Raw genomic sequence first — 24,660 nt, 5'->3', positions numbered from 1 at the left:
AGTTCGTTCATATTGGAATTGTACTATGAAACAGTCCTATCGAAAAGTGTCAGGTTTTGTTTTCCTGTGAATTATTACAAATCCCTGACGCCTGCTCGGGCCATCAGGGATCATTCTATTTGCTATCGTTGTTGAGCACATCAGCAGCTCTCGGTCCAAAAATGATATACAAATAGACATATTGGCTGACGCTAACTCGAGGAAAGACGAACGCAACACTGGTCTTGCCCTCTTGTTGTCTGACAAAATAACGCAATTTGCTTGTTTTGATCCTTTTCACAATGCGTGTCGCTTCTCGCCATGGTACGGAAAATTGAACGCTTTTTTCCATCAGCACCAACACCTCTCACGGCTAGTATGCCCGGATTGGTAAAATTACACACTCACTCATACCGCAGTGCGTCAATTGGTTTGAGCTGTGCTGCTTTTCTCGCCGGATACACACCAAAAATGACACCAACCAGTGTAGATGTCAAAAATGCATACATGATCGGCGACAGACTAATGGAGGTCGCCATCTGACCGAGCTTGCTAACCAAAAACGCCGCCCCTACCCCTAAGGCAATACCAATCACCCCGCCAATCAGGCTAAGCGTAACCGCTTCGATCAAAAACTGACGGAGAATATCTCCCCGCTTGGCTCCAATCGCCTTGCGAATCCCGATCTCCCGTGTCCGCTCCGTGACGGATACAAGCATAATGTTCATTACGCCTATCCCGCCAACAATCAGCGAAATGGCAGCAATGCCAGATAAAAGCGCGGTCATCGAGCTGGATACTGACTGTGCCGTGCTTAATATGTCAGATTGAGACGTAATGCGAAAGTCATCGGCAGCTTGTGGTCGTAGTTTGTGATTGGCACGAAGGGCTTGCTGAATATCTTGTTGCGCCTTCTCCATCAAGTCCGACGATGCTGCCGAGACGTAGATCGAGCCCACGTTTTTACCTCCGGTCAACCTGTTCATCGCAGTAGTAATCGGAATGATGATCCGATCGTCGTTGTTAGTCATGCCTGAACTTCCCTGGCTCTGCAATACGCCAATGATGGTAAACGGAATCCGGTTGATCTGAACGGTTTGCCCCACTGGGTTTGCTCCTTTAAACAGGTTGCTGACCACCTCTGTCCCCACCACAGCCACGTTGTATTGCATCTTCACTTCAAAGTTGCTAAAGAAACGCCCTTGTCCAACCTCTACATTCCTCACCTGAGGGAAATCAGCTGACGTCCCCTCGAGCATACTGGAATAGTTGTTGCTTCCCCAGACAATCTGCCCCCGCGCATTGACGCTGGGAGCCACACCCGAAATAGACTCTTCTTGCATCAAGGTTTCTGCATCTGCCATCGTCAGCGTATTCAGAGAGCCAGCCCCAAGGCTTATCCTGCCTTGTGTCGCCTGACCAGGTGTGACAATGAGCAGGTTGCTCCCTAAACCATTGATCTGCGAAGCAACAGACGTGGAAGTCCCTTCTCCGATCGCCACCATCGCAATAACAGCAGCCACACCGATGATAATTCCCAGCATCGTGAGAACGGAGCGCAAGCCATTTGCCCTGATGCTGCGAAATGAAATGCGTACACATTCAATAAAGCTCATCTGCTCTACCCTCCATCGACGCCCTCCTGCGATCCCCCACCACTTCATCCGCGATGATTTGCCCATCACGAAACCGGACGATCCTCTTGGCATACTCCGCAATATCAGGTTCATGTGTCACCACAATAACCGTTTTGCCCGCATCGTTCAGCTTTTGAAAGATACCCATGATCTCTTCACTCGTCTTCGTGTCCAGCGCTCCTGTCGGCTCATCTGCCAGCAGGATGACGGGATCATTGACGAGAGCTCGCGCGATTGACACGCGTTGCTGCTGCCCACCTGACAGCTCATTGGGCTTGTTGTTCAATCGCTCTGCCAATCCGACACTCGTTAATGCCCGGATGGCTTTTTCTCTTCGTTCCCGTGCAGGCTTACCTCCATATAATAGAGGCAGCTCTACATTTTCAACTGCGGTTGTACGTGGCAACAGATTGAAATTTTGAAAAACAAAGCCGATCTTTTGATTGCGGATGACCGCCAATTCATCGTCATGTGCTTGTGATACAGGATAGCCGTCCAAAAAAAATTCCCCAGAGGTGGGCTTATCCAGACAGCCAATCACATTCATCATGGAAGATTTACCTGAACCGGACGGCCCCATGATTGCCACGAAATCCCCTTCCTCAATCGACAAGCTGACACCCCTGAGTGCATAAATCTCCTGATCTCCGATGACGTACTGTTTTCTCAGCTCTTCTATTTGAATGACCGGTTTCATCTGCCTACCGTCCCCTTATCTGGACGCCCATTCCGCCGAATCCCGGCATACCGCCGCTGCCCATTCGATTTCCATTCTGACTCGTTCCAGATGAGGTCTGTGTATTCACGAGGATGACAACACGCTCTCCTTCGGTAAGCCCCTCCGTCACCTCTACCTGATCGGCAGTGAAGTATCCCATTTTGATCGGAACAAATCGATACGGCATATTCACTCTGCCCTCTTTGCTTCCACTGCGGTTATTCGCTTGCTTCGTCTCAGCCTGATTCCCTTCAGCTGCTTCACCAGCTTGTTGTGCAGCAGCATCCTTTAGTACATACACGCCATCCTTGCCATTTTGCGTTTGCAACGCTTGCGCAGGTACCACGAGCACATTTTTATGGGTTCCTCGTTCGATCGCGACGTTCATCGTCATCCCGATCTTCAATTTGTTATCTTGGTTTGCCACAGACAAAAGCACATCGTAAGTGGTGACTCCAGCGTCGGTTTTCGCTTCTGGATAGATTAGCTTTACTTTTCCACGGAACGTCTCGTCCGCATAAGAACTCGTCGTAAACGTAACAGGCAAGCCTTCCTGCACTTTTCCGATGTCACTCTGGCTAATCTGGGCCAATACCTCTAAATCTCCGCTATTTGAATTATCCATGATAATGAAATCATTGCCGGGTATTTCACCCACATTGCCATTCACCTGAACGATCACTCCGTCCATCGGTGCTTTCAAGGTGACAGCTCTCAGTGCCTTTTGTGCTTGTTGCAGCCCCGCTTTTGCCTGTTCCACCGCTGCTTTGGCCGATAATACTGAGGCAGCATCAGGGCCTTCATTCGCTTCCTGTAACGCTTCTTGCGCTGTTTGATACGCAGCCAATGACTGCTCTACCTTCACACTGGCCTGCCCTGTGGTCTGTCCGGCTGTCAATACTGCCGAGTTGTAATCGCGTTGGGCCTGATCCAACGAGGACTGGGCACTGTCGAATTCACTCTTGGCAATCGCACCTGCCGCGAACAAGGCCTGCTGGGAAGTGTACGTCTTCTGAGCACTTTCCAGGTTTGCCTTTGCCTTCTCTACGTCATTCGCCGCTTTTTTCCCGTCAATGTTTTGCTTTGCGAGCTCCCATTCGTTCTTGGTCTGATTGACGGCGGCTTGCAAAGACGTGATTTCAGCGGGACTTTTACGCTTTTGTGCCTCCTCTAGCTTGGCTTGCGCCGATAAAAGATTTGCTTCCGCATTGGTCACCTGGATTCTCGCTACGGAATCATCCATCGTCGCCAGAACTTGCCCTGCCTTCACAGCATCACCAACGCCGACCTGAATGGTAGAAATCGCATCCTTGGCTTCTTCTGCATCAGAAAACGAGAGAGACGAGCGCTTGGAAGCCTGGACAGTGCCTGATGCCTGCACGACTTCTGAGATGTCTCCCCTTTTTACCGTCTCCACTTGAAAAGCGGCCTGCGCCGTTTGTGGGGTAAAAAACGACTGGTAGCCGAATATACCACCTGAAACGATGACAGCCCCGACAGCCAAAACTCCAACCATCCACCTTTTCTTGTTGCTACCTACCTTCGAAAACAACTCTTTCTTTTTCTCCTTGTGAGTCACGCTCAGTCCTCCTACCGTCTACTTGATTGAAGACTTGTCTTTTTGGTTGCGACCACTATACGGAACGAATACGTCAGGGAAAAGTCAGATGAAGACACAAAAAAACGACCAGAGAACCAGGTCGTTTTTGGATCGTGCCTATTTTATTTGCGCAAAATCAACGTGAAGGTGCTGCCTGACGCTGTACTCTCCGTCAGAATCAACATACCTCGTAACGCTTGGGCAATCATTCTGCTAAAAGACAGACCAAGCCCCAGCCCACGGACGATGTGCTTCTTGTCCTCGCCACGGTAGAATCGTTCGAAAATCAAAGACTGTTCCTCTATCGGTATCCCACGTCCATTGTCCTTCACGTCAATGCGAACCTCATCTGCTGTTGCAGATAGTGACACGACGATCCGCCCGTCCGATTCCATCGCTTGTGCTGCATTGTTTAGGAGATTGTACATGATTTGCTGCACACGTAGCGGGTCGGTCTCTATCATGATCGGATCAGAGGTACTTTCGATGTGCAAGCTGAGCTTCTCTTCTTCCTGCACAATTTTCCATTGGTGCGTAATTTCCCGGATCAGCTCCTGCATGTTTTGAGGTTGCCGGCGAATGCGAATGTCACCCACAGCGAAAGAGTTAAAATCGAGCAAATCCTCTACCATCTTTTGCAGACGTGTCGTTTCCTTCGTACAAATATCCAAAAACTCCTTGGCTTCCTCACCGCTCACAACCTCTTCCCTCACGGCTTGTACCAGCCCACTGATGGACGTAACAGGTGTTTTGAGTTCATGGGTCACCCCTGCCAATAGCTCTGTACGCATCATTTCCAGCTGCTTCAGTCGTTCTGCCATTTCTTCAAAGGAATGGATCAGCTCATACACTTCTTGTTCGCGCTTGTTTTTATCCAATTGAATCTCGTAGTTTCCCAGCACGATTTGCTTGGCAGCGTCTGCCACATCCTTGATCGGCTGAGATAGCTTTTTCGTCAGCAAATAAATGACGAGCCAGCCAAGCAAACCGAGACCCAGAAGCATGATCGCGAGCAATTGGAATTCGGTCATGCTGCGTATCACCTGTTTTTGTGGGGTGAACAGCATGACCCATCCAACCACTCGCTCATCAACCTTAATGCTTTCCTTCACGAAAAGCACTTCGTCGCCCCGCGCAAGCTCAAACTGTGACAGGCTGTCATCCGCTTCCACCAGATCAGGCGCGATGCGCTTCAGTTCCCCAGAAAAAGGACCGGGTACGCCAAACACTGGTTGTTTGTGTTCATCTAAAATCATCATAATTGGCTTGTAATTGACTCCGAGTGATTCCTGGCGACTGTCCACAATACGAAACAAGAACGGAGCCATTTTTACCTTGCCTTCCACATCAACGACCCGATCTGCTACTTCCGCTGCCATCAGCCTCATAAAATCAAGACGTTTTTGTGTCTCGCTATAAGAAATCCAGTAGCTGGATGCAATCCCGATCACGAAGAGGCCGATACACAAGATGATCAAGTATCGCGTCGTCCAATAGCGAAACAAAGAGGTTCGTTTTTTCTCACTCATATACGCACAGCTTGTAGCCCAAGCCACGATAGGTACGGATTTCCCCTTCGGATGTCGGCCAATTCTCCAAAGATCGCCGGATACGTTTGATCGCGAGGTCTACTGCGCGATCACTTCCTTCGTAATCCATCCCCCACACCTGCTCGATGAGCTGTTCTCTGGTGAATGTCTGGTTTTTGTACTGCGCCAAAAATAGAAACAGGCACAAGTCCTTTGGCGTAAACGCCAGTTCGATGCCGTGCAGCATGACAGAATAAGCCTTGAAGTCGACTTTCAAACTGCCAAACTGCTTGACATGATTGCCTTCTATCAATTGTTTCGAGCGACGTAATACTGCATGTACGCGAGCTACCACTTCGTCGGCAATAAAGGGCTTGGTGATATAGTCATCGGCGCCTTTGTTCAAGCCCGCCAGCTTGTTATCGATTTGTCCCAGCGCTGTCAGCATGATGACAGGACACGAGCTTTTCGCCCGAATATATTCGAGAATACTCCATCCGCTTCGTCCAGGCAGCATCACATCCAGCAAAACGAGCGCAGGATTGAGTGAATCAAACTTCTGCTCTGCTTCCTCGCTGTTAAATGCCTGTTCAACCTGAAAGTTGTTTTTTTCCAAATACGCCTTTAATACCCGAGAGATGGGTAGCTCGTCTTCTATGATTAAGATGTTTTGCATGCTCGTACTCTCTCCCCTCTGCTCGGACTAATCTCCCCTTTAGCGTAGGACATGAATATGTCAAGCAGATGTCTGGAAGGAAGCATACTTTGTAAGTAAAATAAAGAGACCTGAATGCAAATAGGGAGGTTTCTCATGAAACGCTTAACAGCGGAAGAAAAAAACGGTTTGTATAAAGCCATCAGCAATCGTCGCGATATTCGTAGCTTTCGTCAAGACCCTGTCGCCCCGGAAAAGCTCGCCATGATTTTGGCTGCTGCCCACCATGCTCCTTCTGTCGGATTCATGCAGCCTTGGAATTTTGTCCTGGTGGAAGACGACGCAACCAAACAAGCTCTTGCAGAATGTGCGGATAAAGAACGCCGGGCACTTGCCATCCACTACGAAGGTACGGGACGAGAGTCGACCTTTTTGGAGTTGAAAATTCAAGGGATCAAGGAAGCACCTGTCACCATCTGTGTCACTTGTGATCCTACACGTGGCGGAGACCATGTACTCGGACGCAATTCCATCCCAGAAACAGATATTATGTCTGTAAGCTGTGCGATCCAAAACATGTGGCTGGCAGCCTACGCAGAAGATTTGGCGATGGGCTGGGTCAGTTTTTACAAGAAGGCGGACGTGCGTCGTATCCTGAATATACCGCCGCATATCGATCCTGTGGCATTGCTGTCGATCGGCTACACGGATCATTATCCAGAACGTCCACTCCTGGAGCTACACCAATGGAGACAACGCGAGGACCTGCAACAGTTGATTTATCGGGAGCAGTGGGGGAGTAAGGCGTAAGCTTTGATCTTATACGAAAGAAAGGGCGCTGCAACTACGGCACCCTTTTCTTTTACAAAAAAAAAGACCGCCTGATCAACAGGCAGCCCTGAGAAATAGAGGGGGTAGTACGTGATTCACGGTATCTTCCTGACGTGCCCGAACACGAAGAAGGTTTCACAATTGACGTGACTCACGAACATGGAACTAGCAAAATGGGAAATTTCACCTGACACCGAGCTCTTCCTCTATCCCCGAATATACCTAGCTAATCGATTTATATACGTGGACGAGTCCGATTTGTCGGAATGGCCGCTAGCGGATCATCTGGCCAATAATGCTTGGGATAACGGCCCTTTAAATCTTTTTTCACTTCAAAATACGCATGTGCCCAAAAGCTCGCCAAGTCCCGTGTCACTTGTACCGGACGATGAGCTGGTGAAAGCAGGTGCAATGTCAGTGGTACTCTGCCTCTGCCTATTCTCGGAGAGTCTTGCCAACCAAACAACTCCTGTAGCCGGACGGAGAGCACCGGTGCCACTGGATCGCTGTAATCGACAGGAATTTTGGAACCGCTCGGGACGATCACATGAGTCGGAGCGTATTCGTCTAGTTGTCTGCGCTGCTCCCATGAGAGCATACACTCCAGCAACGTCGTCACTGACAGCGACTGCAGGTCTTCCTTTCTTTTGAAACCATACACATGGGGTGCGAGCCATTCCTCCAAGGAAGCAAGCAGTGCCTCATCTTCCATATTCGCCCAGCCTTCCTCCAGACGATGCATAAACAGCAAACGCTCGCGATACTGTCTCGCCTGTCGATTCCACGGCAAAATCTCCAAGCCTTCTTCCTTTATTCCTTCCAAAAGCGCTGTTAACACCTCATCTGGCGAAGCCTCCGCAGGTATATCCGCCAGCAGGATCGCACCCAACCGTTTTTGCTTGCGGCTGCGAACTGCCCCTGCTGTATGCTCCCACCATACGTTCATTCGTTCGGTAATCTGCATCGCACAATCATTCAACAGCTCGCTTTCTTCCAAGCTAGCCGCCAGTAATATCCGACTGTCTGCGCCCTGGTCATCGAGTTCTGCTGCTACAATATACGGCGAAGCAGTCAGTGGTTGCTGCACGGAAAAAGCCGCCCCCCGCCCATTGCGAAGCAAATAACGTCCATCCGCCCTTCGCTGGGCAATCCGATCCGGGTACGCAAACGCCAGCAGTCTTCCTGTAGCTTCTGTACGAATGGAAGTGTCACTAGGATTGTTGTTTATCCATACCCGCTTGAAGTGAGCCGCCTCTTTCCAAAGTCTTTTGCATGCTCCTACATCAATCGAAAGCTCCACTGCCCCACTCTGTTTGTTTGCTACCTGACGAAGCAGTTCAACACGTGTACGCATATCCGCATCTGCTGACGCTTGGCGCCCCCTCACAATATCTCGTTCTTCCAAGAGGACAGCTAGCTCGCAAGCCAGTTCACCTTGCCCCAGTTCATTCGCTTTCTGAATCATGTGGCCTAATCTCGGATGCACACCCATCCCAGCCAGCACTCGTCCATGTGGTGTGATCTGCTTCCGCTCATCTAATGCGCCCAACTGAAGCAGCAGCTCTTGAGCCTGTGCCATCGCTGCCTTTGGCGGGGGATTCAGCCAATCCAGTTCTTCCGGTGCCCCGACTCCCCACAGAGCCAGTTCCAAAGTGAGCACAGTCAGATCCGCTTCCATGATTTCAGGTGCCTGCTGTGGAATGAGCATACGATCTTCTTGCTCTGTCCACAGTCGAAAGCAGGCCCCGGGTGCAAGCCGTCCAGCCCTTCCTCGACGTTGGTCTGCAGACGCCCTTGATACCTTTGCTGTCTCCAGTCTCGTCATCCCTGTTCGTGGAGAAAAGCGCGGGACCCGTTTTAATCCACTATCAATTACGATGCGCACACCCTCGACAGTCAAGCTCGTCTCGGCAATAGTAGTTGCGAGAACAATTTTGCGCTCTCCTGTTTTCCAGGGCTGGATCGCCTTATCTTGTTCCTCCTGCGACAAATTTCCATAAAGAGGCGCAATCCGGATATTCGTGCCCACACCACTTTGTTCAAGCAACTCTTGCACCCGGTGAATTTCTTTGGCTCCTGGTAAAAAGACGAGCATATCTCCATCTTCTTGTCTCAACGCTTGGAAGATCATCTGGACAACCACTTCCTCCAAACGCCCCTCCATCGGGGAATCCAAAAATTTCGTCTCCACTGGAAACATCCTGCCTTTACTATTAATAACAGGAGCATTTCCCAGCAAGGCTGACACAGGCTCAGCATCGAGCGTAGCGGACATCACGAGAATTCGCAGATCTTCCCGAAACAAGCTTTGTGCCTGAAGACTAAGGGCGAGCCCTAAATCCGCGTGCAAATTCCGTTCGTGAAACTCGTCGAAAATAACAAGACCGACATCAGATAGCTCCGGATCATCCTGTAGCATTCTCGTTAAAATTCCTTCTGTAATCACTTCAATCCGTGTGTCTGGACCTACTCTTGCTTCACGCTTGACCCGGTATCCGACCGTTTGTCCAACTTCTTCCCCCAGCAAGGCAGCCATGTAGGTAGCAGCTTGACGTGCGGCCAGTCTGCGTGGGACTAGCATTACAATTCGTCGATTGTGTAACCAAGCTTCTTCACGCAAGGCCAGTGGTACCCGGGTCGTCTTCCCCGCACCCGGAGCAGCGACCAACACTGCGTTTGTCTCTTTGCGCAGCGTGTTTACCAGCTCTGGCAATACTTCATTTATCGGCAATGCATTCATGTTTTCACCTCATACGAGCAATCATCCCTATTCATCATACATGATACAGGGATGTAGGTTGAGTGTGGATCGCAAACAAAAATGACTGAATAATCATTCAATAGTATAATGATTCCATCACTATGGGAGGTGTGCGGTATGATTCACATTCATCATCATGAAGACGTGGCATGTCTAGAAGGGAGTGTTCGCGTAGGGGATTGGGAATCAGGGATTACTGTTTATGTGACGGATGGCATGCTGGTTGATACTGGCCCGAAAGTACTCGAGCAAGCTCTCGTTCACCGGTTTCAGGAAGCCTCGTTTGATTCGGTCGTACTGACGCACAGCCATGAAGACCATGTCGGTACCGCCGCGTGGATTGCCCAGCATAAACAGGTCCCTCTTTTCATTCACGAAAAAGGAGTGGACATTTGCTCCCAAAAAGCACAGTACCCTTTCTACCGAAAGCTTACTTGGGGGATTCGTGATCCGTTTGTGGCCCAACCTTTGGGTGACGTCCATCACTCTCGCTCCATCGAATGGAAAGTGCTTGATACCCCCGGTCATGCCCATGACCATATAGCCTTATTGGACGAAAGGACCGGTCGCTTGTTCTGTGGCGATCTTTTTATGGGTGTGAAAACGAAGGTCATATTACGAGAAGAATCGATCCCCACCTTGATGAATTCCCTTCGTACGGTTCTCGCTTGTGACTTCCAATCGATCTTTTGCGCCCATTCCGGATATCATCCAGACGGGAAAACACGCTTGCAACAAAAGCTGGAGCATTTGGAGAATCTGTCTGGGGAAATCCTGCATTTGCATAGCCAAGGGCTTTCTCCCCATGAAATAAACAAGCAACTGTTTCCTTCTAAACCGCCAATCATTACGGCTTCGTCTGGCGAGTTTGACTCGTTGCATATCGTCACATCTGTTCTTGCAGAACACCTTCCTTTTCCAGCATCGGATAGTATACTAGGAGGATAATCCTTACCATTTCATAGAAAAAAGAGAGGAGAACATATGAAAGTCATCACGGTGTTACTTGCACTCATTCTGGGATTATCTAGTATTTATCCTGCGGTTTCTCATGCTGCACCGAAATTTAATGATGTCGATCCAAAGAAATACGGCTGGGCCATGAATTCGATCTCCTTCATGGTAGATAAGGGTGTGGTGAGCGGTTATCCTGACGGTCGCTTCCAGCCTGAAAGATTAGTCGACAAGGCAGAAATGACAGTCATGATCTATCGCCTGTTTGATCGTTACAGACCGTACAAAGCTAACCAAAAGACAGATTATGGCGATTATCACATCGAGAAATTTGCCGACGTGCCTAAAAATCACTGGGCGTACACAGAGATTAGCTCAATTGTCACAAGAGACTGGTGGAACGCTGTCCGCTATTCGTCCCATGGCTACTTTTATTTCCCAGACACGAAACTAAATCGAATTGGTGCGGCAAACGTCCTGCCCGTCTTTATGTTAGAAAACCAAGACATTCCAGCGGCAGAGGTCTTACAAATCCTTTCTGGCATGCGGGATATTCCCATCGTCTTGAGTCAGTATTCGCTTGACCCAAACTCGCCTGAAGACTTTTTCCAGGAGGATGGTCGGTACAACGAAGATGGGAGAGACCAAACGAACATCCTGTATCCGCTTCTCTTTGGCCAAGAGGGCGATGAAATATTGTTTACGGATGACTACAGTGGAATCCTAGGAACCAACCTCGCCCTCTTGCAAAAAACAGGGATCATGACTGCATGGAACGGCAAGTTCGAGGGTGCAGAAATGCTGACTCGCGCGGAAGCTGTCACTATTTTGCACAGATTTTATAACTATTTGAAGCAAACAGGGACACTCAGCCAATACTCGAGCAAATGAAAAACCTCCATCCCGGAGGTTTTTTTGCGAATCCTTATTCTTTGTCGATCGGATTGCTGATACGATCATCATACGGATCGAAATAAATATGTCCATTGGAGCTAATCACGGCGTAATTCACTTCCGCGACGCTCAAGCCTTTTTTGCCCACCTGCGAGAGTAGCCACTCGATGGTTAAGTTATGTTGGCGTAAATTGCTCTGGATGATTTGGCCATCCATGATCAATTCAATCGGGAATGCCTGCCTATTCCCCGTTTTCAGCTTTAAGTCTCCGCGTGTGACAGGCAGAAACTGCGGTTTTCGCAGGACCGATACCTCTCCATTCAACTCCAGCACAGCATATTGAACTTCTTCGATATTAAAAATGTTTCTCTCCCTCAGCTCTTGATTCAGCGTATCCAACGTCAGCTTCAGCTTGCGCATGTTATCTTCGAGAATTCTTCCATCCTGGATGATCACCGTCGGCTGGCCCGAAAACCATTTTCGCATCTTCCGGTTTTTCAGGGAGAGGATCATCAACACATAGGCGATACCACCAAAAGTGAGTAGCGTTACGAGCATGTGCGATATTTTGGCCATGTTGTTAAAGGCAAGATTTGCTGTCAGCGCCCCCAAAGTAATTGCCGCGACAAAGTCGTGATACGTCATTTGCGCAATCGTCTGCTTGCCCAACATCCTTGTAATGATCATCATGATAGCAAAAGCCAGCACTGCTCTCGCAACCGTTTCCACAATAGACTCCATGCTCCACCCCGAGGATGACGAAATTTGCACCACACCCCAATTATAGCCATGTTTATCATTGGAAAACCTGTCATGACTGCTTGGGCATACAGACTTTTTCTACAAAATCTTCTACAATAGAAAAAATCATACCTGTAGAAAGGAATGAAGTGATATGGCGATCAAAAAACTGGAGCATGTGGGCTTGATGGTAAAAGATTTGGACGCCTCGGTTGCCTTTTACACCGAAGTGATTGGGATGGAGCTCAAAGGAAAGCTCGCTCATTCTAACGGAGTCATTACCCTTGCTTTTCTTGGATTTCCGGGAAGCACAGAGACCGAGCTGGAGCTCATTCACGGATATAGCGATTCGCTGCCGATAGAGGGCAAGGTCCACCACCTTGCGTTTGCTGTGGACAACCTCGAAGTTGAAATCGACCGTTTGAAGCAGCTACATGTATCCTTTATCGATCAGGAAATAACCACCTTGCCGAACGGTTCGCGTTATATGTTCTTCAAAGGTCCGGATGGGGAATGGCTGGAGCTGTTTGAAAGCACAAGAAGGTAGAGGGAAAAGTTTCGCCTTCTCCTTCTACTCCACTTTGATCTCTTTTCTACGTCCCATATACCACTGATAAAACCCTTCTGCCAACTCTATCGGCACATCTGTTACCCCTTTATGACTCACTGGTTTGGCGCGATTGACCGTTTTGATCGAAGCAAGTCCTAGCTGCTTTTGCAGGAGGCCTCTTTTGACGTTGACCTCTATGATCTTCTCTCGTTTTGACACAAATAAAGTCGTAGTTAGGCTCCCTGTTTGGAACTGAATAAAGTGATCATTCAAGGTGTATCGCGTGTTGGTAAATTCAATGACCTCGAAGACCAGGACGAGCAGTGTCAACGCAATGGATATAACCCACCACGCTTGCTCCCACCCCCAAATATTTGGCTTGAAGTAGTAAAGCGCGCCAGTGCCTATGATCCAAATCCAGCTCGATCTGAGCAAGCGAACCCATAACGATTTTTGAGGGAGGCTCGTCATTTCTTCCGTCACTTCATACGCGGGCAATATTTCTGAGATCATCTCATACGCCCGTTTTACCGGTAAAAATGGATATAGTGAGCTGACATCCTGTTTATCTTTATCCGAATCACTATCCCCGCCGACAACAGTCAGCTTGACTTCGGCGAGACCCAACATGCGCTTTAACAAGGATTGTTTGATTTTAATCGCTTGTACTCTCTCTTTTGCGATCGAAAAAGCTGTTTCTTCGATGACTCCTTTGGCAATGTAAATCCGTTCGTGATCGGACGAAATCTCATATTTTCCGTAACGAAAATAGGTCGTGACCATGCCAAATACGATGGAGAGGACGAGAAGTCCAACGGCTGTGAGCGTGATCCATGTCCACGAGCTCGTAATAAGCGAATAAATACCTACTACCTGCTCCTCCACGTCGATATATTCGGTGAGCTTGAAATACGCCCATACCAGTAACGTAATCATCCCGAGGAAGCTGAGAGAAGTGAAGGAAGCCTTGATAATCTCTTTTTTCGTTGGTGTAAAGTGAATGGTTCGCTCAGGAGTTGTATATTGTGTACCGATTTCCTCATGAGAGGTCGTGTCTTCTTCTTTCCCTTCAGCTTCCGGCTCTCTTACTAATCGCACTGCCTGTTTCGCGTAAGACTCCAGGCGATCCGCTTCGTCCAAAGAAATCACGGCGAATTCCACAGTAGAATCATCGCCAACCATCCCTGTCTCAAACCGAATGGAAGTCACTTTACAAATCCGGTGCAGCAAGGTCGTATGTCGATTGACGTTTTGGATTTTGGTAAAGGGGATCGTTTGCTTTTTCTTCGTAAAAATTCCTTCGTAAAGATGGAAAGACGTATCATCTAGCCTATACTTGTACGAAACCCATTTCAAAACCAGATAGACCAGCATCCCTGCTATATAGATGTAAAACACAATTCGCCCGTACGTAATGAATGCGTTCGTCGAGTCATAATTGAACACAAACAAAATCAACGCAGGAAAAAACAGATGCTTTACTTGGATAATGAGATCAAAAAGGATATTTAGTGGATGGTATCGTTTTGCTTCCATCACTACTCCACTTCCTTTAATTTGGCGTAGTGAGCAATCTGTTCTCTTAATTGAGAAGCGACATCTCCCGGCAGTCCTGGAATCTCGTGCGAGGAGCCCATTGTTTTTATCGAGATAGTGTACAGCCCGTACCTTCGTAAAATCGGTCCTTGTTTGGTTGAGACTGCTTGGATTTTCGTCATGGGGACAAGGAAATGTCTCTCTATGATCACCCCGAATTTCATTTGCAGGAAGTCTTCGTCGATATCATACCGCCAGCTTTTATATAAAAAATACGGCTCGACAAAAGACCAAATCGTCGCGATCACACCGATAACGAGCAATCCGTGCAGACTCCATCCGATCCATTCCTTCCATACAAAACGGTTATCTAGATAATAAAGTACGGCCAAAATAACAAGTCCGATTACAGCTGTAATCCCCTCGGTAATAAGCTGTACCTTGAACGCATCCTTGGACAAGCTCTTCTGCGGTGCGTTAATTGGAGATGGCATATTATCACTCCTGTATGTTAATTACGCTATCAATTCGCTCTTTATTTCATACGTAAAACAATCCGCCCGGTTTCTACGGACGAATCGTCAATTTTTCATGCAGCAAACGAATACTCTTATGCCGTTCGAATCATACTAAATAATGGAGAAAACGCCTTGTAAAAATTATCACATTATAATCATTATAAAAAACTTGACTTACTGAATCATTTATTAAATAATAATCATTGTAAATTATATTCAAGCATGCCTCGTAACGCATGTCCTGAATATGTACTATACAAAAACCATATAAAGGAGCTAACACTATGTCACTCATCGGAACTGAAGTATTGCCGTTTAAAGCACAAGCATTCCAAAAAGGTAAATTCCTCGAAGTAACAGAAGCAAACTTCAAAGGTCAATGGAGCGTAGTATGCTTCTACCCAGCAGACTTTACTTTCGTTTGCCCTACTGAACTCGAAGATCTGCAAAACCAATATGCAACTTTGAAAGAACTCGGTGTTGAAGTATACTCCGTTTCTACAGATACTCACTTCACTCATAAAGCATGGCACGCAAGCTCTGAAGCAATCGGTAAAGTAGAATACATCATGATCGGCGATCCTTCCCATGTTATCTCCCGCAACTTCGATGTATTGATCGAAGCTGAAGGTCTGGCAGATCGCGGTACCTTCATCATCGACCCAGACGGTGTAGTTCAAGCTGTTGAGATTACTGCAGGTGGCATTGGCCGTGATGCAAGTGCTCTGATCAACAAAATCAAAGCAGCACAATACGTTCGCAACAATCCAGGTGAAGTTTGCCCAGCAAAATGGCAAGAAGGTGGCAAAACACTGAAACCAAGCCTTGATCTCGTAGGCAAAATTTAAGGTGTGATATAAAATGGCCCTTGACCAAGAAATCAAAGCGCAACTAGAACAATATCTCGAGCTCTTGGAAGGCGATATTGTACTCAAAGTCAGTGCAGGCACCGATGAGGCATCTTCTGAGATGCTTGCACTGATTGATGAGTTAGCCAGCATGTCTTTGAGGATCAGTGTGGAGAAAGCAGAACTAACTCGCACACCTAGCTTTAGCGTAAACCGTGTCGGTGAAGATACTGGCGTCGTTTTTGCTGGTACTCCACTGGGTCACGAATTTACTTCCTTGGTATTGGCTCTCTTGCAAGTTAGCGGAAGAGCTCCAAAGGTCGAGCAAAGTGTCATTGATCAAATCAAAGACCTTCGTGGTGAATATAAGTTCGAAACTTACATCAGCTTGAGTTGCCACAATTGTCCAGATGTTGTCCAAGCTCTGAACTTGATGAGTATCTTCAATCCTGGTATTACTCATACAATGATTGACGGTGCCGTATTCAAGGACGAGGTAGAGAGCAAAAACGTGATGGCTGTGCCAAGCGTTTTCCTCAATGGTGAATTTTTCGAAAGCGGTCGTATGACAGTGGAAGAAATTCTTGCCAAGCTGGGTTCTGCTCCAGACGCATCCGAGTTTGACAATAAAGACCCTTATGATGTGCTTGTTGTCGGCGGTGGCCCAGCAGGTGCTAGTGCGGCGATCTATGCAGCACGCAAAGGGATTCGTACTGGTCTCGTTGCTGAACGCCTTGGCGGTCAAGTCAATGACACATTGGGCATTGAGAACTTCATCAGTGTGAAATACATTGAAGGTCCTCAGCTCGCTGCCAACTTGGAGAAGCAAGTAAAAGAGTATGGCATTGATGTCATGAAGCTGCAACGTGCCAAGCGTTTAGAGAAGAAGGATTTAATCGAAATTGAACTTGAAAACGGCGCTGTTCTGAAGAGTAAGACAGTCATCTTGTCGACAGGTGCTCGTTGGCGGAATCTGGGTGTACCAGGTGAAGCAGAGTTCAAGAACAAAGGTGTAGCTTATTGCCCTCACTGCGATGGTCCTTTGTTCATAGGCAAAGATGTTGCAGTTGTTGGTGGCGGTAATTCAGGTGTGGAAGCAGCGATTGATCTCGCAGGTATTGTGAAACATGTAACGGTTCTGGAATTCTCGCCAGAACTGAAAGCTGACGCGGTATTGCAAGATCGTCTTTACAGTCTGCCAAATGTCACTGTACTCAAAAACGTTCAAACCAAAGAAATTACGGGTACTGATAAAGTAAACGGCATTTCTTACATCGAACGTGAGACAGGCGAAACCAAGCACATTGAATTGCAAGGTGTGTTTGTACAGATCGGTCTGGTACCGAATACAGATTGGTTGGGCGAAACGATTGAGCGCACTCGCTTTGGTGAGATCGTGGTAGACAGCCATGGTTCTACAAACATCCCTGGTGTTTTTGCAGCCGGTGATTGCACGAATAGTGCTTATAAACAGATCATCATTTCGATGGGATCTGGTGCTACTGCGGCTTTGGGAGCTTTCGATTATCTCATCCGCAACTAAAAACAAAGCCACTCCTTAACAAGGGAGTGGCTTTGTTCATTTATTCGGTTATTGGGTACCCACGTTGATAAACGGAGCAGCTCCACCCGTTACGTTAGGCAGCTTTCCATCCCATTTGCGGATCGCTTCGAGTTGCGCCTCAATCTGTCTGAGCTGAATCAGCTCTGGCGTAACCTCTTGCTTTTGCAGCCGCAGCGCTTGTGCCTGTGCTTCTGCTCTCGTAATTTCTTGCTCTTTCTCGATCTTGATCCGCTCCAGATCCAGCTTCGATTTGAGCGCTTGCTGCTCGGCTACCTGCTTGGATTCAATGGCGCGGTTGAATTCATCACTGAAAGTAAACTCGCGAATATTGATTTCGTCGAGGATGATGTTATAGTTTGACAGCTTTTTATGCAGAACTTCTTTTACCTTTTGGCTGACCTCGGAACGCTTGGATACCAGTTCTTCTGCTGTGTATTGAGCGGTCACGGCTTTAAATGATTCGGCAATGGCAGGATCAACAATTCGGCTACTGTACTCCAATCCCACTTGCTGATACAGTTTGTTGACACTTTCTGCATCCAAATGATGGTTAACAGCAATTGTCGTAGATACGGTTTGCAGGTCACGTGAAGCAGACGTCTGGCTCATTTCTGATTTTTGTACCCGCACTTCCATCGGCACCACGGTTTGGATGAACGGAATTTTAAAATGCATACCCTCTTGCAGCACTTTTGGCTGTACCGCTCCCAGTTGCAGCACAACTCCACTGTGCCCTGCGGAAATAATCGTAAAAGATTGCGTGCCAAGCAAGACCAACGCGACCAGTATCACAATCGTGGCGATCAGCTTTCCTCCTGCTTGAAAGGGACTCATTTTTACAACATTTTTGTCGCTCATACTCGTCCTCCCTCTATCTATACATGCTCATTCATTTATACGAGGGAGTGGGCTATAAGTTTCAAGAAATTTATGAAAAATACATGTCATGAGCGCTCTGCTTTCGATGCTTCTAAAAGAACTTGTGCCATACGCTCTGCCTCGATTTTGCATAGCTCAAATTCAACTTCACCAGATACATGCGAAATCAATTGAATTACATCCTCACACCCGTGATTGCATATTAAAAACTGTCCCCACCGCACTTCCGATCGTGGTACCTTGCGGGCGGAAAAGCCGCTTTGAAAGCCACCAAGACTCATGTCATTGCATCTCCTATCCGAAAAACAAATCTACAATATTCATCGTTGACGAAGAATTTTGTTTATACATTTCACTATAACCGCAATTCACGCAACTGATTACATCATATACCTGATACTGAACATTCAACATGCGCGATAAGCCACCGCCTGTAGCTGACATCTGTGTCACAGTTGTACGCGTGCAGCCGCATTTTATACATCCTCTGCGTCCACTGTTCCGATCTGACGAAGCTCTCTCTTGCCTTGTACACCTGCACTGGTTGTTTTGATCCAGATTTTCGTTGCATATTCCGCATGCTCCCAACATCTTACCACCTCAACTCATTCGATTATCCACAGCCCCCTCATCATACCCTTTATTTGGAAAGGGGGGCAAAGAAGATTGTTGAAGGATCTCCCCTTTCTCACTACTATAGAGACAAGAAGGGAGATGATTCATATGCTACACCCTTATGTACGAAGAGCTGATTACGGCTCTGAGCAAAGAGTTCCCCTTTCTCTTGGTTCAGAGCCTTCCCGCTATTGAGTTGAGGATCTCTTTGCTCATCTATATACGCACATCACGCTATATAGACAGGAGCAAAGCATATGAAATACAAAAATGCACAAGACCTATTGCCAGACGATCTGCTGCGGCAGGTTCAGCATTATGTACAAGGAAGTTACTTGTACATCCCGATCCACCATGAAAATAAACGACAATGGGGCGCTTCCACAGACACAAAGCAATGGCTAAGCGAGCGCAATCAAGCGATTTGGCAGGCCTATCGCGAAGGGGCTTCTGTCAAAATGCTCGCCGAGAAACATTACTTGACCGAACACAGTATTCGGCGCATTATTCGTGGACATAAATGAGACAGAGAAAAGGTCGACCGTGTGTCTGTTCCCCAATTGCGTTACACTCCTTTTTAATCAGTCAGGAGGGACAACGTATGAACCAGATTCACTTTCTCGACATCTCTTTTATGTACAACGAGCGACAACAGGTCATTACTCCTGTGCTGTTGCAGGATGAGCATGAAATAATCCTTGTGGACTGTGGTTATCCGGACTTTTTGCCACTGCTTCAGGAGGCCGCACACAAGCAGCAGCTTACGCTCGATGCCCTTACGAAGGTCATTGTGACGCATCACGATATGGATCACATCGGTTCTTTGGCAGCGTTAAAAAGAACTTATCCGCACCTCGAAATCATCGCCTACGAATCCGAAGCACCATACATCGCTGGACAAAAAACATCTTTGCGATTGGAGCAGGCGCAAGCAACACTGGACCATCTGTCGTCGGGTGAAAAGCAGGATGCTAAGGAATTTATTCGCTTTTTGCAGTCCATCGAGCCCACTGCGGTTGATCGAACCGTAACGAATCACGAACGCCTGCCTTGGTGTGGCGGCATCGAGATCATTCACACATCTGGACATATGCCGGGACATATTTCGTTGTATTTGATCGCAAGCAAAACGCTGATTGCCGGAGATGCTGTTGTGATCGAGAACGGTAGACTCGAAATCGCCAATCCGTCCTATACGCTGGATATGCAGGAAGCAATTCGCTCTGTCCGCCGCTTGCTTGATTATGACATCCAGCAGTTGATTTGCTATCACGGTGGAGCGTTTCAGGGGGACGTCAAGCAAGCGCTGCGGGAACTGCTCCAAGTCTACGCCCCGACCCAGGAGGTTTTGAACGGATGAAACAGAACAAATACGATGAGCAAGGTTTTTTCACCACATACAGTCAAATGGCTCGTTCGGTTGAGGGACTGAACGCCGCGGGAGAATGGCACGCGTTCCGGGAGCTACTGCCTTCCCTGCGCGAGAAAAAAGTCCTCGATCTAGGCTGTGGCTTCGGCTGGCACTGCCGATATGCGCGTGAGCAGCAGGCCCGCTCCGTGGTGGGTGTCGACCTTTCCGAAAAAATGCTGGCTCGTGCCAGAGAGACGACAACTGATCCTGCCATCGAGTATCTGCGTCTTCCGATTGAAGACATTGATTTTTCTCCAGCGGAATTCGACGTCGTCATCAGCTCCTTGGCCATCCATTATGTGGAGCGCTTTGACCTGCTTTGCCAACGTATCTATCACTGTCTTGCTCCTGGAGGTTCCTTCGTTTTCTCCGTGGAGCATCCCGTCTTCACTGCTCTCCCTGAACAGGACTGGCATTACGGACCCGGGGGCGAACGATTGCACTGGCCAGTGGACAACTATCAGCAGGAAGGCATCCGGCAAACCACTTTTCTGGATCATGAAGTCGTCAAGTATCACCGAACGTTTTCGAGCTATATGAACGATCTCCTTGCTGCCGGATTTCACCTAACAAAAGTAGCTGAACCTGGTCCTCCTGAAGAAATGCTGGATATACCCGGGATGCGAGACGAAATCCGTCGGCCGATATTCTTGTTGATCGCCGCCAGCAAACAAGCATCCTAACCAATAAAAAAAGCACCCGGTCCTCCACGTCATTTCCGTGTTTGGACGGGGTGCTCTCTTATTCCCCAGCAGCCTCCAGATTTTTAAACTGGTTGTAAAACAGTTGATAATAGGTACCTTTCTGCTCGATAAGTTCATCGTGACTGCCTTTTTCCACGATCTCTCCCCGATCCACAACCATAATTGTGTCGGCATCCCGAATTGTATTAAGTCTGTGTGCAATCACAAAGCTCGTACGCCCCTCCATAATAGTGAGGAGCGCATCCTGAATATTCAGCTCTGTCCGTGTATCGATGCTGCTTGTCGCTTCGTCGAGTATGAGCAGCGACGGCTTGGCGAGTATGACACGGGCAATCGCCAAAAGTTGGCGTTGTCCCTGACTCAGGTTGCCCCCATTTTCCGTCAGCATCGTATCATAACGCATCGGGAGCCGATTGATGAACACGTCCGCATTCGCCATTTTCGCAGCGGCTACTACCTCGGTATCTGTAGCATCCGGCTTGCCGTACATAATATTTTCCTTGATGGTACCGGAAAACAAGTACGTATCCTGCAAAACAAAGCCAAAGCTGCGCCGCAAGCTGTCCCGGGAATACTCTCGAATGTCTTTTCCATCCAAATATATCGTTCCTGAGGTCACATCGTAAAACCGCGTGAGCAAATTCACAATGGTGGTCTTGCCTGCACCCGTTGGTCCGACTAACGCGATGGTGCTGCCTGCCTGTGCCTCGAAGCTGATATTTTTCAAAATCAATTGATCTGGACGATAGCCGAAGCTGACCTGATCAAAAACGACGTGACCCTTGGGCTGTGCAAGCACAGTTGCACCCGGTGAATCCAATGGCTCCTCTTGTTCATCCAATACTTCAAACACCCTCTCCGCCCCAGCAACACCGGATTGAAGCACATTGAAAATGTTCGCGAGGTCGTTTAGCGGACGGACAAACTGTCGGGAATAACTGAGAAAGCTCGCAATCACACCTACTGTAATCAATCCTTTTACAGCGAGAACCCCTCCGACAATCGCCACCATGGCAAAGCCGAGGTTGTTAATCACGTTCATGATCGGCATGAGAAAGCCTGTCCATACCTGTGCCTTCATCCCGATCTTGCAGAGCCGGTCATTGATCGTCGTAAAGTCCTCAATGGCTTTTTGCTCATAATTGAAGGCCTGCACCACCTGTATGCCTGAAATCGTCTCTTCAATATGCCCGTTCAGCTTGCCCAGCTCCATCTGCTGATTTTTGAACAGTACGCTCGTTCGTTTGGCAATCGAGCGTGTGAGCAGGAACACGAGTGGCACCGTGATCAGGCATGCGAGTGTCAGGATCGGAGACAAGACGAGCATCATCACCAGCGAACCGAGGATCACGATCCCTCCTGACATCAACTGCGTTGTGGATTGAGAGATGGAGTTGCTGACGTTGTCGATATCATTCGTGAGCCTGCTCATTAACTCCCCGTGCGTACGCTCATCGAAATAAGCAATCGGCAGCTTTTGCAGCTTGTCAAAAAGGGCTTGCCTCAGATTCGTGACGATCCGTTGCGAGATGCCTGCCATCAACCAGCTTTGCAAAAACGTCAGTGCCCCATCCAAAATGTACGAGCCGAGCAGAGCAAGAATGATGATAGACAAAAAGCTAAGAGCTTCCTCGCCACCTGTCATCGCATCAATCGACTTTCCGATCAAATAAGGCGCAGACAGCATGAGTAGTGCATCGACAAAAACAATGACAAATACAATCGGCAGCAGCTTTTTTTCTTTCCCAAAAGCTTGCCAGAGCCTTTTTAGCGTACCTGAAAAATTTTTGGGCTTACTCACTGGACCTCTGGTAGCACCATGTCCAAAGCCTCGGCCAGGTCTCGGTGAAAATACTGGTTGTTGCTTCTGTTGACTCACCTTACTTCACCTCCCGGCCGATTTGTGACTGAAAGATTTCCTGATATATGTGGCAAGAGGTCATCAGTTCGTCATGCGTACCGATGCCAGCGACTTCGCCATTGTCGAGCACGATGATTTTATCCGCATCCATGACAGACGTAATCCGCTGTGCGATCAAGATGCAGGTAAGACCAGCCGCATAGGCTCGAAGCGCATCCTTAATCTTCTCTTCTGTCGCCACATCTACCGCGCTTGTACTGTCGTCGAGAATGAGGATTTCCGGCTTTTTCACCAAGGCTCTAGCTATGGAAATACGCTGCTTCTGTCCTCCAGAAAAGTTGACTCCTCCCTGCCCTACGCGTGTCTCATAGCCTTCAGGAGTGGCGGAGATGAACTCGTGAGCCTGCGCCATACGCGCCGCTTGCTCGACCTCCTCGTGGGTTGCCTCTGCCTTGCCCCAACGAATGTTTTCCATTACCGTGCCTGTAAACAGCATTGTTTTTTGCGGCACAATCGCCATTTTTTCACGCAACCGCTTGGGCTCGATGTCTCGTACATCCATGCCATCTACCCGAATCGTGCCTTCCGTTACATCATAAAACCTTGGAATCAAGCCAACCAAACTGCTTTTTCCAGCGCCTGTCGACCCGATAATCCCGACAGTCTCCCCAGGCAGACAAGTAAACGAAATCTGCTTGAGTACCGGCAGTCCGCCCCCACCGTCATACGAGAAGCTGACCTGCTCGAAGTCGATGCGTCCCTTTTTGCCTGGAAGCTCGTGAGGTTGTTCCTCTTTCCAGCTCATTTGGTTTTCCTCAGCAAATACTTCTCCGATGCGTCCGGCTGATGCCTTGGCCCGCACAAACATGTTAAATACCAAGGAAATCATCATGAGTGAAAACAAAATTTGCGTCATGTAGTTCGTAAACGCGATGATATGACCGACTTCGATGCTACCTTGTTCTACGCCAAGCCCCCCAAGCCAGAGGACCGCGACAATTCCGAGGTTCATCGTCAGCATGATCGCTGGACTGAAGATGGACATTACCCGCGTAGCCGATACTGATTTGGATTGCAGCTCTTCGTTTGCCCGTGTAAATTTGCCACGTTCAAAATCAAAACGATTGAATGCCTTAACGACTCGTACGCCAGATAAATACTCACGCATCGCACCGTTCACTCTGTCGAGCGCCTGCTGTACTTTCAGAAAGAACGGGAAACCGATTTTCATGTTCAAGAGAATAAATAGGCCCACAATGGGCACAACGATTCCGAGAATCACAGCCAAATTCACGTTTAATTGGGTTGCCATAAACAACCCGCCAATGCACATCAACGGCGCCTTGACGAATATTCGCATCATGCCGTTCACAAACATCTGCACTTGATTGACGTCATTGGTCAGGCGTGTCACGAGCGAGGCTCTGTCGAACTTGTTCAAGTTTTCAAAGGATAAGGACTGCACTTTTGAAAACAAATCTGCGCGTAGCTGCGCACCAAAGTTTTGCGAAACGTATGTGGCCAGCACATTGCGGATCGATGCCGCGACTGCCCCCAACGCCGTGACGAGCAGCATCAGCCCGCCTGTCTTGAGCACGTAGTCCATATCCCGGTTTGCTACACCCGTATCGATGATGTGCGACAGGATCGTCGGCTGCAAAAGATCACATACCGCCTCTAAAGCCAAGAAAAACATGGAAATCCCGGCGACTACGCCGTATTTTTTTATGTATGTTAAGTAGAAGCGCATCCGTTCACCCCATCTGTGTTCTTACGTACAAGATAACGCTTAGCTAGCGAAATGTCACGAGTGATTGTCAAAATGAAAGTGTGGGACTTACAGGTTTTTCCTATCATCTTCGTCGAAATGATAG

Annotated in this window: 25 protein-coding genes; 9 read left to right on the top strand and 16 right to left on the bottom strand. The window is 48.2% G+C overall.

The genetic code is table 11. The annotated features are described in order from the left end of the window. Positions 1-115 precede the first annotated feature (115 nt). The 6 genes from ACM6JA_RS19000 to ACM6JA_RS18975 all read right to left on the bottom strand — a co-directional run bounded on the left by ACM6JA_RS19000 (position 116) and on the right by ACM6JA_RS18975 (position 6,139). The gene (locus ACM6JA_RS19000; protein ID WP_017250899.1) at positions 116-331 is read right to left on the bottom strand and encodes a hypothetical protein; all 216 of its coding nucleotides are present in this window, start codon (positions 329-331) and stop codon (positions 116-118) included. A gap of 52 nt (positions 332-383) precedes the next feature. Continuing rightward, on the bottom strand, positions 384-1,595 hold the full coding sequence (locus ACM6JA_RS18995; RefSeq protein WP_414853584.1) for an ABC transporter permease: 1,212 nt from the start codon (positions 1,593-1,595) through the stop codon (positions 384-386). Next, positions 1,582-2,313 carry an ABC transporter ATP-binding protein gene (locus ACM6JA_RS18990; RefSeq protein ID WP_414853583.1) on the bottom strand — a complete coding sequence of 244 codons (732 nt, stop codon included), beginning with the start codon at positions 2,311-2,313 and terminating at the stop codon, positions 1,582-1,584. The genes ACM6JA_RS18995 and ACM6JA_RS18990 overlap by 14 nt, the downstream gene beginning before the upstream one ends. A gap of 4 nt (positions 2,314-2,317) precedes the next feature. Beyond that, entirely contained in the window at positions 2,318-3,913 is a 1,596-nt protein-coding gene (locus ACM6JA_RS18985; RefSeq protein ID WP_414853582.1) for an efflux RND transporter periplasmic adaptor subunit, read from the bottom strand. A 143-nt stretch (positions 3,914-4,056) separates the two neighbouring features. Beyond that, entirely contained in the window at positions 4,057-5,490 is a 1,434-nt protein-coding gene (locus ACM6JA_RS18980) for an ATP-binding protein (RefSeq protein WP_414853581.1), read from the bottom strand. Further along, positions 5,456-6,139: a response regulator transcription factor gene (locus tag ACM6JA_RS18975; protein ID WP_414853580.1), complete on the bottom strand. Its 684-nt coding sequence runs from the start codon at positions 6,137-6,139 to the stop codon at positions 5,456-5,458. The genes ACM6JA_RS18980 and ACM6JA_RS18975 overlap by 35 nt, the downstream gene beginning before the upstream one ends. A 135-nt stretch (positions 6,140-6,274) precedes the next feature. Here ACM6JA_RS18975 and bluB point away from each other — a divergent pair, with 135 nt between their 5' ends. Further along, on the top strand, positions 6,275-6,928 hold the full coding sequence (bluB, locus tag ACM6JA_RS18970) for a 5,6-dimethylbenzimidazole synthase (protein ID WP_007727497.1): 654 nt from the start codon (positions 6,275-6,277) through the stop codon (positions 6,926-6,928). Positions 6,929-7,184: 256 nt separating this feature from the next. Here the strand turns inward: bluB and hrpB are convergent, their stop codons facing one another. Continuing rightward, a complete protein-coding gene (hrpB, locus tag ACM6JA_RS18965) occupies positions 7,185-9,689 on the bottom strand; it encodes an ATP-dependent helicase HrpB (protein WP_414853579.1) in 2,505 nt (834 codons plus the stop codon). 138 nt (positions 9,690-9,827) lie between these two features. Between hrpB and ACM6JA_RS18960 the strand changes: the two genes are divergently transcribed. Then, complete coding sequence (locus ACM6JA_RS18960) at positions 9,828-10,658, top strand: MBL fold metallo-hydrolase (protein WP_414853578.1); 831 nt, start codon at positions 9,828-9,830, stop codon at positions 10,656-10,658. Between the two features lie 36 nt (positions 10,659-10,694). Next, positions 10,695-11,555, top strand: a complete 861-nt coding sequence (locus ACM6JA_RS18955; RefSeq protein ID WP_414853577.1) for an S-layer homology domain-containing protein — start codon at positions 10,695-10,697, stop codon at positions 11,553-11,555. Between the two features lie 34 nt (positions 11,556-11,589). Here ACM6JA_RS18955 and ACM6JA_RS18950 read toward each other — a convergent pair whose 3' ends face one another. Then, positions 11,590-12,300 carry a DUF421 domain-containing protein gene (locus tag ACM6JA_RS18950; RefSeq protein ID WP_414853576.1) on the bottom strand — a complete coding sequence of 237 codons (711 nt, stop codon included), beginning with the start codon at positions 12,298-12,300 and terminating at the stop codon, positions 11,590-11,592. A gap of 154 nt (positions 12,301-12,454) precedes the next feature. Here ACM6JA_RS18950 and ACM6JA_RS18945 point away from each other — a divergent pair, with 154 nt between their 5' ends. Then, entirely contained in the window at positions 12,455-12,847 is a 393-nt protein-coding gene (locus ACM6JA_RS18945) for a VOC family protein (RefSeq protein WP_414853575.1), read from the top strand. A gap of 24 nt (positions 12,848-12,871) precedes the next feature. Here the strand turns inward: ACM6JA_RS18945 and ACM6JA_RS18940 are convergent, their stop codons facing one another. Together ACM6JA_RS18940 and ACM6JA_RS18935 are read right to left on the bottom strand one after the other, a co-directional pair. Continuing rightward, on the bottom strand, positions 12,872-14,386 hold the full coding sequence (locus ACM6JA_RS18940) for a PH domain-containing protein (RefSeq protein ID WP_414853574.1): 1,515 nt from the start codon (positions 14,384-14,386) through the stop codon (positions 12,872-12,874). A 2-nt stretch (positions 14,387-14,388) separates the two neighbouring features. Then, on the bottom strand, positions 14,389-14,880 hold the full coding sequence (locus ACM6JA_RS18935) for a PH domain-containing protein (protein WP_414853573.1): 492 nt from the start codon (positions 14,878-14,880) through the stop codon (positions 14,389-14,391). Between the two features lie 308 nt (positions 14,881-15,188). Between ACM6JA_RS18935 and ahpC the strand changes: the two genes are divergently transcribed. Together ahpC and ahpF are read left to right on the top strand one after the other, a co-directional pair. Then, positions 15,189-15,752 carry an alkyl hydroperoxide reductase subunit C gene (gene ahpC, locus ACM6JA_RS18930; RefSeq protein WP_106832905.1) on the top strand — a complete coding sequence of 188 codons (564 nt, stop codon included), beginning with the start codon at positions 15,189-15,191 and terminating at the stop codon, positions 15,750-15,752. Positions 15,753-15,765: 13 nt separating this feature from the next. Continuing rightward, positions 15,766-17,295, top strand: coding sequence for an alkyl hydroperoxide reductase subunit F (gene ahpF / locus ACM6JA_RS18925; RefSeq protein WP_007727514.1), 1,530 nt, complete (start codon positions 15,766-15,768; stop codon positions 17,293-17,295). 48 nt (positions 17,296-17,343) lie between these two features. Here ahpF and ACM6JA_RS18920 read toward each other — a convergent pair whose 3' ends face one another. The 4 genes from ACM6JA_RS18920 to ACM6JA_RS18905 form a co-directional block, all read right to left on the bottom strand. Further along, the gene (locus tag ACM6JA_RS18920) at positions 17,344-18,174 is read right to left on the bottom strand and encodes a prohibitin family protein (protein WP_007727515.1); all 831 of its coding nucleotides are present in this window, start codon (positions 18,172-18,174) and stop codon (positions 17,344-17,346) included. Between the two features lie 86 nt (positions 18,175-18,260). Then, positions 18,261-18,476: a hypothetical protein gene (locus ACM6JA_RS18915; protein ID WP_414853572.1), complete on the bottom strand. Its 216-nt coding sequence runs from the start codon at positions 18,474-18,476 to the stop codon at positions 18,261-18,263. 13 nt (positions 18,477-18,489) lie between these two features. Further along, positions 18,490-18,639 (bottom strand): zinc ribbon domain-containing protein, encoded by a 150-nt coding sequence (locus tag ACM6JA_RS18910; RefSeq protein ID WP_238543350.1) that lies wholly within the window; start codon positions 18,637-18,639, stop codon positions 18,490-18,492. A gap of 32 nt (positions 18,640-18,671) precedes the next feature. Further along, a complete protein-coding gene (locus ACM6JA_RS18905; protein ID WP_414853571.1) occupies positions 18,672-18,794 on the bottom strand; it encodes a hypothetical protein in 123 nt (40 codons plus the stop codon). Between the two features lie 273 nt (positions 18,795-19,067). Here ACM6JA_RS18905 and ACM6JA_RS18900 point away from each other — a divergent pair, with 273 nt between their 5' ends. The 3 genes from ACM6JA_RS18900 (at position 19,068) to ACM6JA_RS18890 (ending at position 20,904) form a co-directional block, all read left to right on the top strand. Next, complete coding sequence (locus ACM6JA_RS18900) at positions 19,068-19,334, top strand: CD3324 family protein (RefSeq protein ID WP_414853570.1); 267 nt, start codon at positions 19,068-19,070, stop codon at positions 19,332-19,334. A 77-nt stretch (positions 19,335-19,411) separates the two neighbouring features. Then, complete coding sequence (locus ACM6JA_RS18895) at positions 19,412-20,170, top strand: MBL fold metallo-hydrolase (RefSeq protein ID WP_414853569.1); 759 nt, start codon at positions 19,412-19,414, stop codon at positions 20,168-20,170. Next, positions 20,167-20,904 (top strand): class I SAM-dependent methyltransferase, encoded by a 738-nt coding sequence (locus ACM6JA_RS18890; RefSeq protein ID WP_414853568.1) that lies wholly within the window; start codon positions 20,167-20,169, stop codon positions 20,902-20,904. Before ACM6JA_RS18895 ends, ACM6JA_RS18890 begins: the two co-directional genes overlap by 4 nt. Before the next feature lie 58 nt (positions 20,905-20,962). Here the strand turns inward: ACM6JA_RS18890 and ACM6JA_RS18885 are convergent, their stop codons facing one another. Together ACM6JA_RS18885 and ACM6JA_RS18880 are read right to left on the bottom strand one after the other, a co-directional pair. Further along, on the bottom strand, positions 20,963-22,804 hold the full coding sequence (locus tag ACM6JA_RS18885) for an ABC transporter ATP-binding protein (RefSeq protein WP_414853567.1): 1,842 nt from the start codon (positions 22,802-22,804) through the stop codon (positions 20,963-20,965). A gap of 1 nt (position 22,805) precedes the next feature. Further along, positions 22,806-24,536, bottom strand: coding sequence for an ABC transporter ATP-binding protein (locus tag ACM6JA_RS18880; RefSeq protein WP_414853566.1), 1,731 nt, complete (start codon positions 24,534-24,536; stop codon positions 22,806-22,808). Positions 24,537-24,660 lie beyond the last annotated feature (124 nt).

This window comes from Brevibacillus sp. IT-7CA2, from assembly GCF_949767855.1.
In the GTDB taxonomy this organism is placed as follows: domain Bacteria; phylum Bacillota; class Bacilli; order Brevibacillales; family Brevibacillaceae; genus Brevibacillus.
This window is presented reverse-complemented; position numbering and strand designations above follow the sequence as displayed.

Excerpts from the sequence above, each read along its gene's own strand:
- ACM6JA_RS19000 (WP_017250899.1), bottom strand. The coding sequence starts at position 331 with ATGGAAAAAAGCGTTCAATTTTCCGTACCATGGCGAGAAGCGACACGC.
- ACM6JA_RS18995 (WP_414853584.1), bottom strand. The coding sequence starts at position 1,595 with ATGAGCTTTATTGAATGTGTACGCATTTCATTTCGCAGCATCAGGGCA.
- ACM6JA_RS18990 (WP_414853583.1), bottom strand. The coding sequence starts at position 2,313 with ATGAAACCGGTCATTCAAATAGAAGAGCTGAGAAAACAGTACGTCATC.
- ACM6JA_RS18975 (WP_414853580.1), bottom strand. The coding sequence starts at position 6,139 with ATGCAAAACATCTTAATCATAGAAGACGAGCTACCCATCTCTCGGGTA.
- bluB (WP_007727497.1), top strand. The coding sequence starts at position 6,275 with ATGAAACGCTTAACAGCGGAAGAAAAAAACGGTTTGTATAAAGCCATC.
- hrpB (WP_414853579.1), bottom strand. The coding sequence starts at position 9,689 with ATGAATGCATTGCCGATAAATGAAGTATTGCCAGAGCTGGTAAACACG.
- ACM6JA_RS18960 (WP_414853578.1), top strand. The coding sequence starts at position 9,828 with ATGATTCACATTCATCATCATGAAGACGTGGCATGTCTAGAAGGGAGT.
- ACM6JA_RS18955 (WP_414853577.1), top strand. The coding sequence starts at position 10,695 with ATGAAAGTCATCACGGTGTTACTTGCACTCATTCTGGGATTATCTAGT.
- ACM6JA_RS18950 (WP_414853576.1), bottom strand. The coding sequence starts at position 12,300 with ATGGAGTCTATTGTGGAAACGGTTGCGAGAGCAGTGCTGGCTTTTGCT.
- ACM6JA_RS18945 (WP_414853575.1), top strand. The coding sequence starts at position 12,455 with ATGGCGATCAAAAAACTGGAGCATGTGGGCTTGATGGTAAAAGATTTG.
- ACM6JA_RS18940 (WP_414853574.1), bottom strand. The coding sequence starts at position 14,386 with ATGGAAGCAAAACGATACCATCCACTAAATATCCTTTTTGATCTCATT.
- ACM6JA_RS18935 (WP_414853573.1), bottom strand. The coding sequence starts at position 14,880 with ATGCCATCTCCAATTAACGCACCGCAGAAGAGCTTGTCCAAGGATGCG.
- ahpC (WP_106832905.1), top strand. The coding sequence starts at position 15,189 with ATGTCACTCATCGGAACTGAAGTATTGCCGTTTAAAGCACAAGCATTC.
- ahpF (WP_007727514.1), top strand. The coding sequence starts at position 15,766 with ATGGCCCTTGACCAAGAAATCAAAGCGCAACTAGAACAATATCTCGAG.
- ACM6JA_RS18920 (WP_007727515.1), bottom strand. The coding sequence starts at position 18,174 with ATGAGCGACAAAAATGTTGTAAAAATGAGTCCCTTTCAAGCAGGAGGA.
- ACM6JA_RS18915 (WP_414853572.1), bottom strand. The coding sequence starts at position 18,476 with ATGAGTCTTGGTGGCTTTCAAAGCGGCTTTTCCGCCCGCAAGGTACCA.
- ACM6JA_RS18910 (WP_238543350.1), bottom strand. The coding sequence starts at position 18,639 with ATGTCAGCTACAGGCGGTGGCTTATCGCGCATGTTGAATGTTCAGTAT.
- ACM6JA_RS18900 (WP_414853570.1), top strand. The coding sequence starts at position 19,068 with ATGAAATACAAAAATGCACAAGACCTATTGCCAGACGATCTGCTGCGG.
- ACM6JA_RS18895 (WP_414853569.1), top strand. The coding sequence starts at position 19,412 with ATGAACCAGATTCACTTTCTCGACATCTCTTTTATGTACAACGAGCGA.
- ACM6JA_RS18890 (WP_414853568.1), top strand. The coding sequence starts at position 20,167 with ATGAAACAGAACAAATACGATGAGCAAGGTTTTTTCACCACATACAGT.
- ACM6JA_RS18880 (WP_414853566.1), bottom strand. The coding sequence starts at position 24,536 with ATGCGCTTCTACTTAACATACATAAAAAAATACGGCGTAGTCGCCGGG.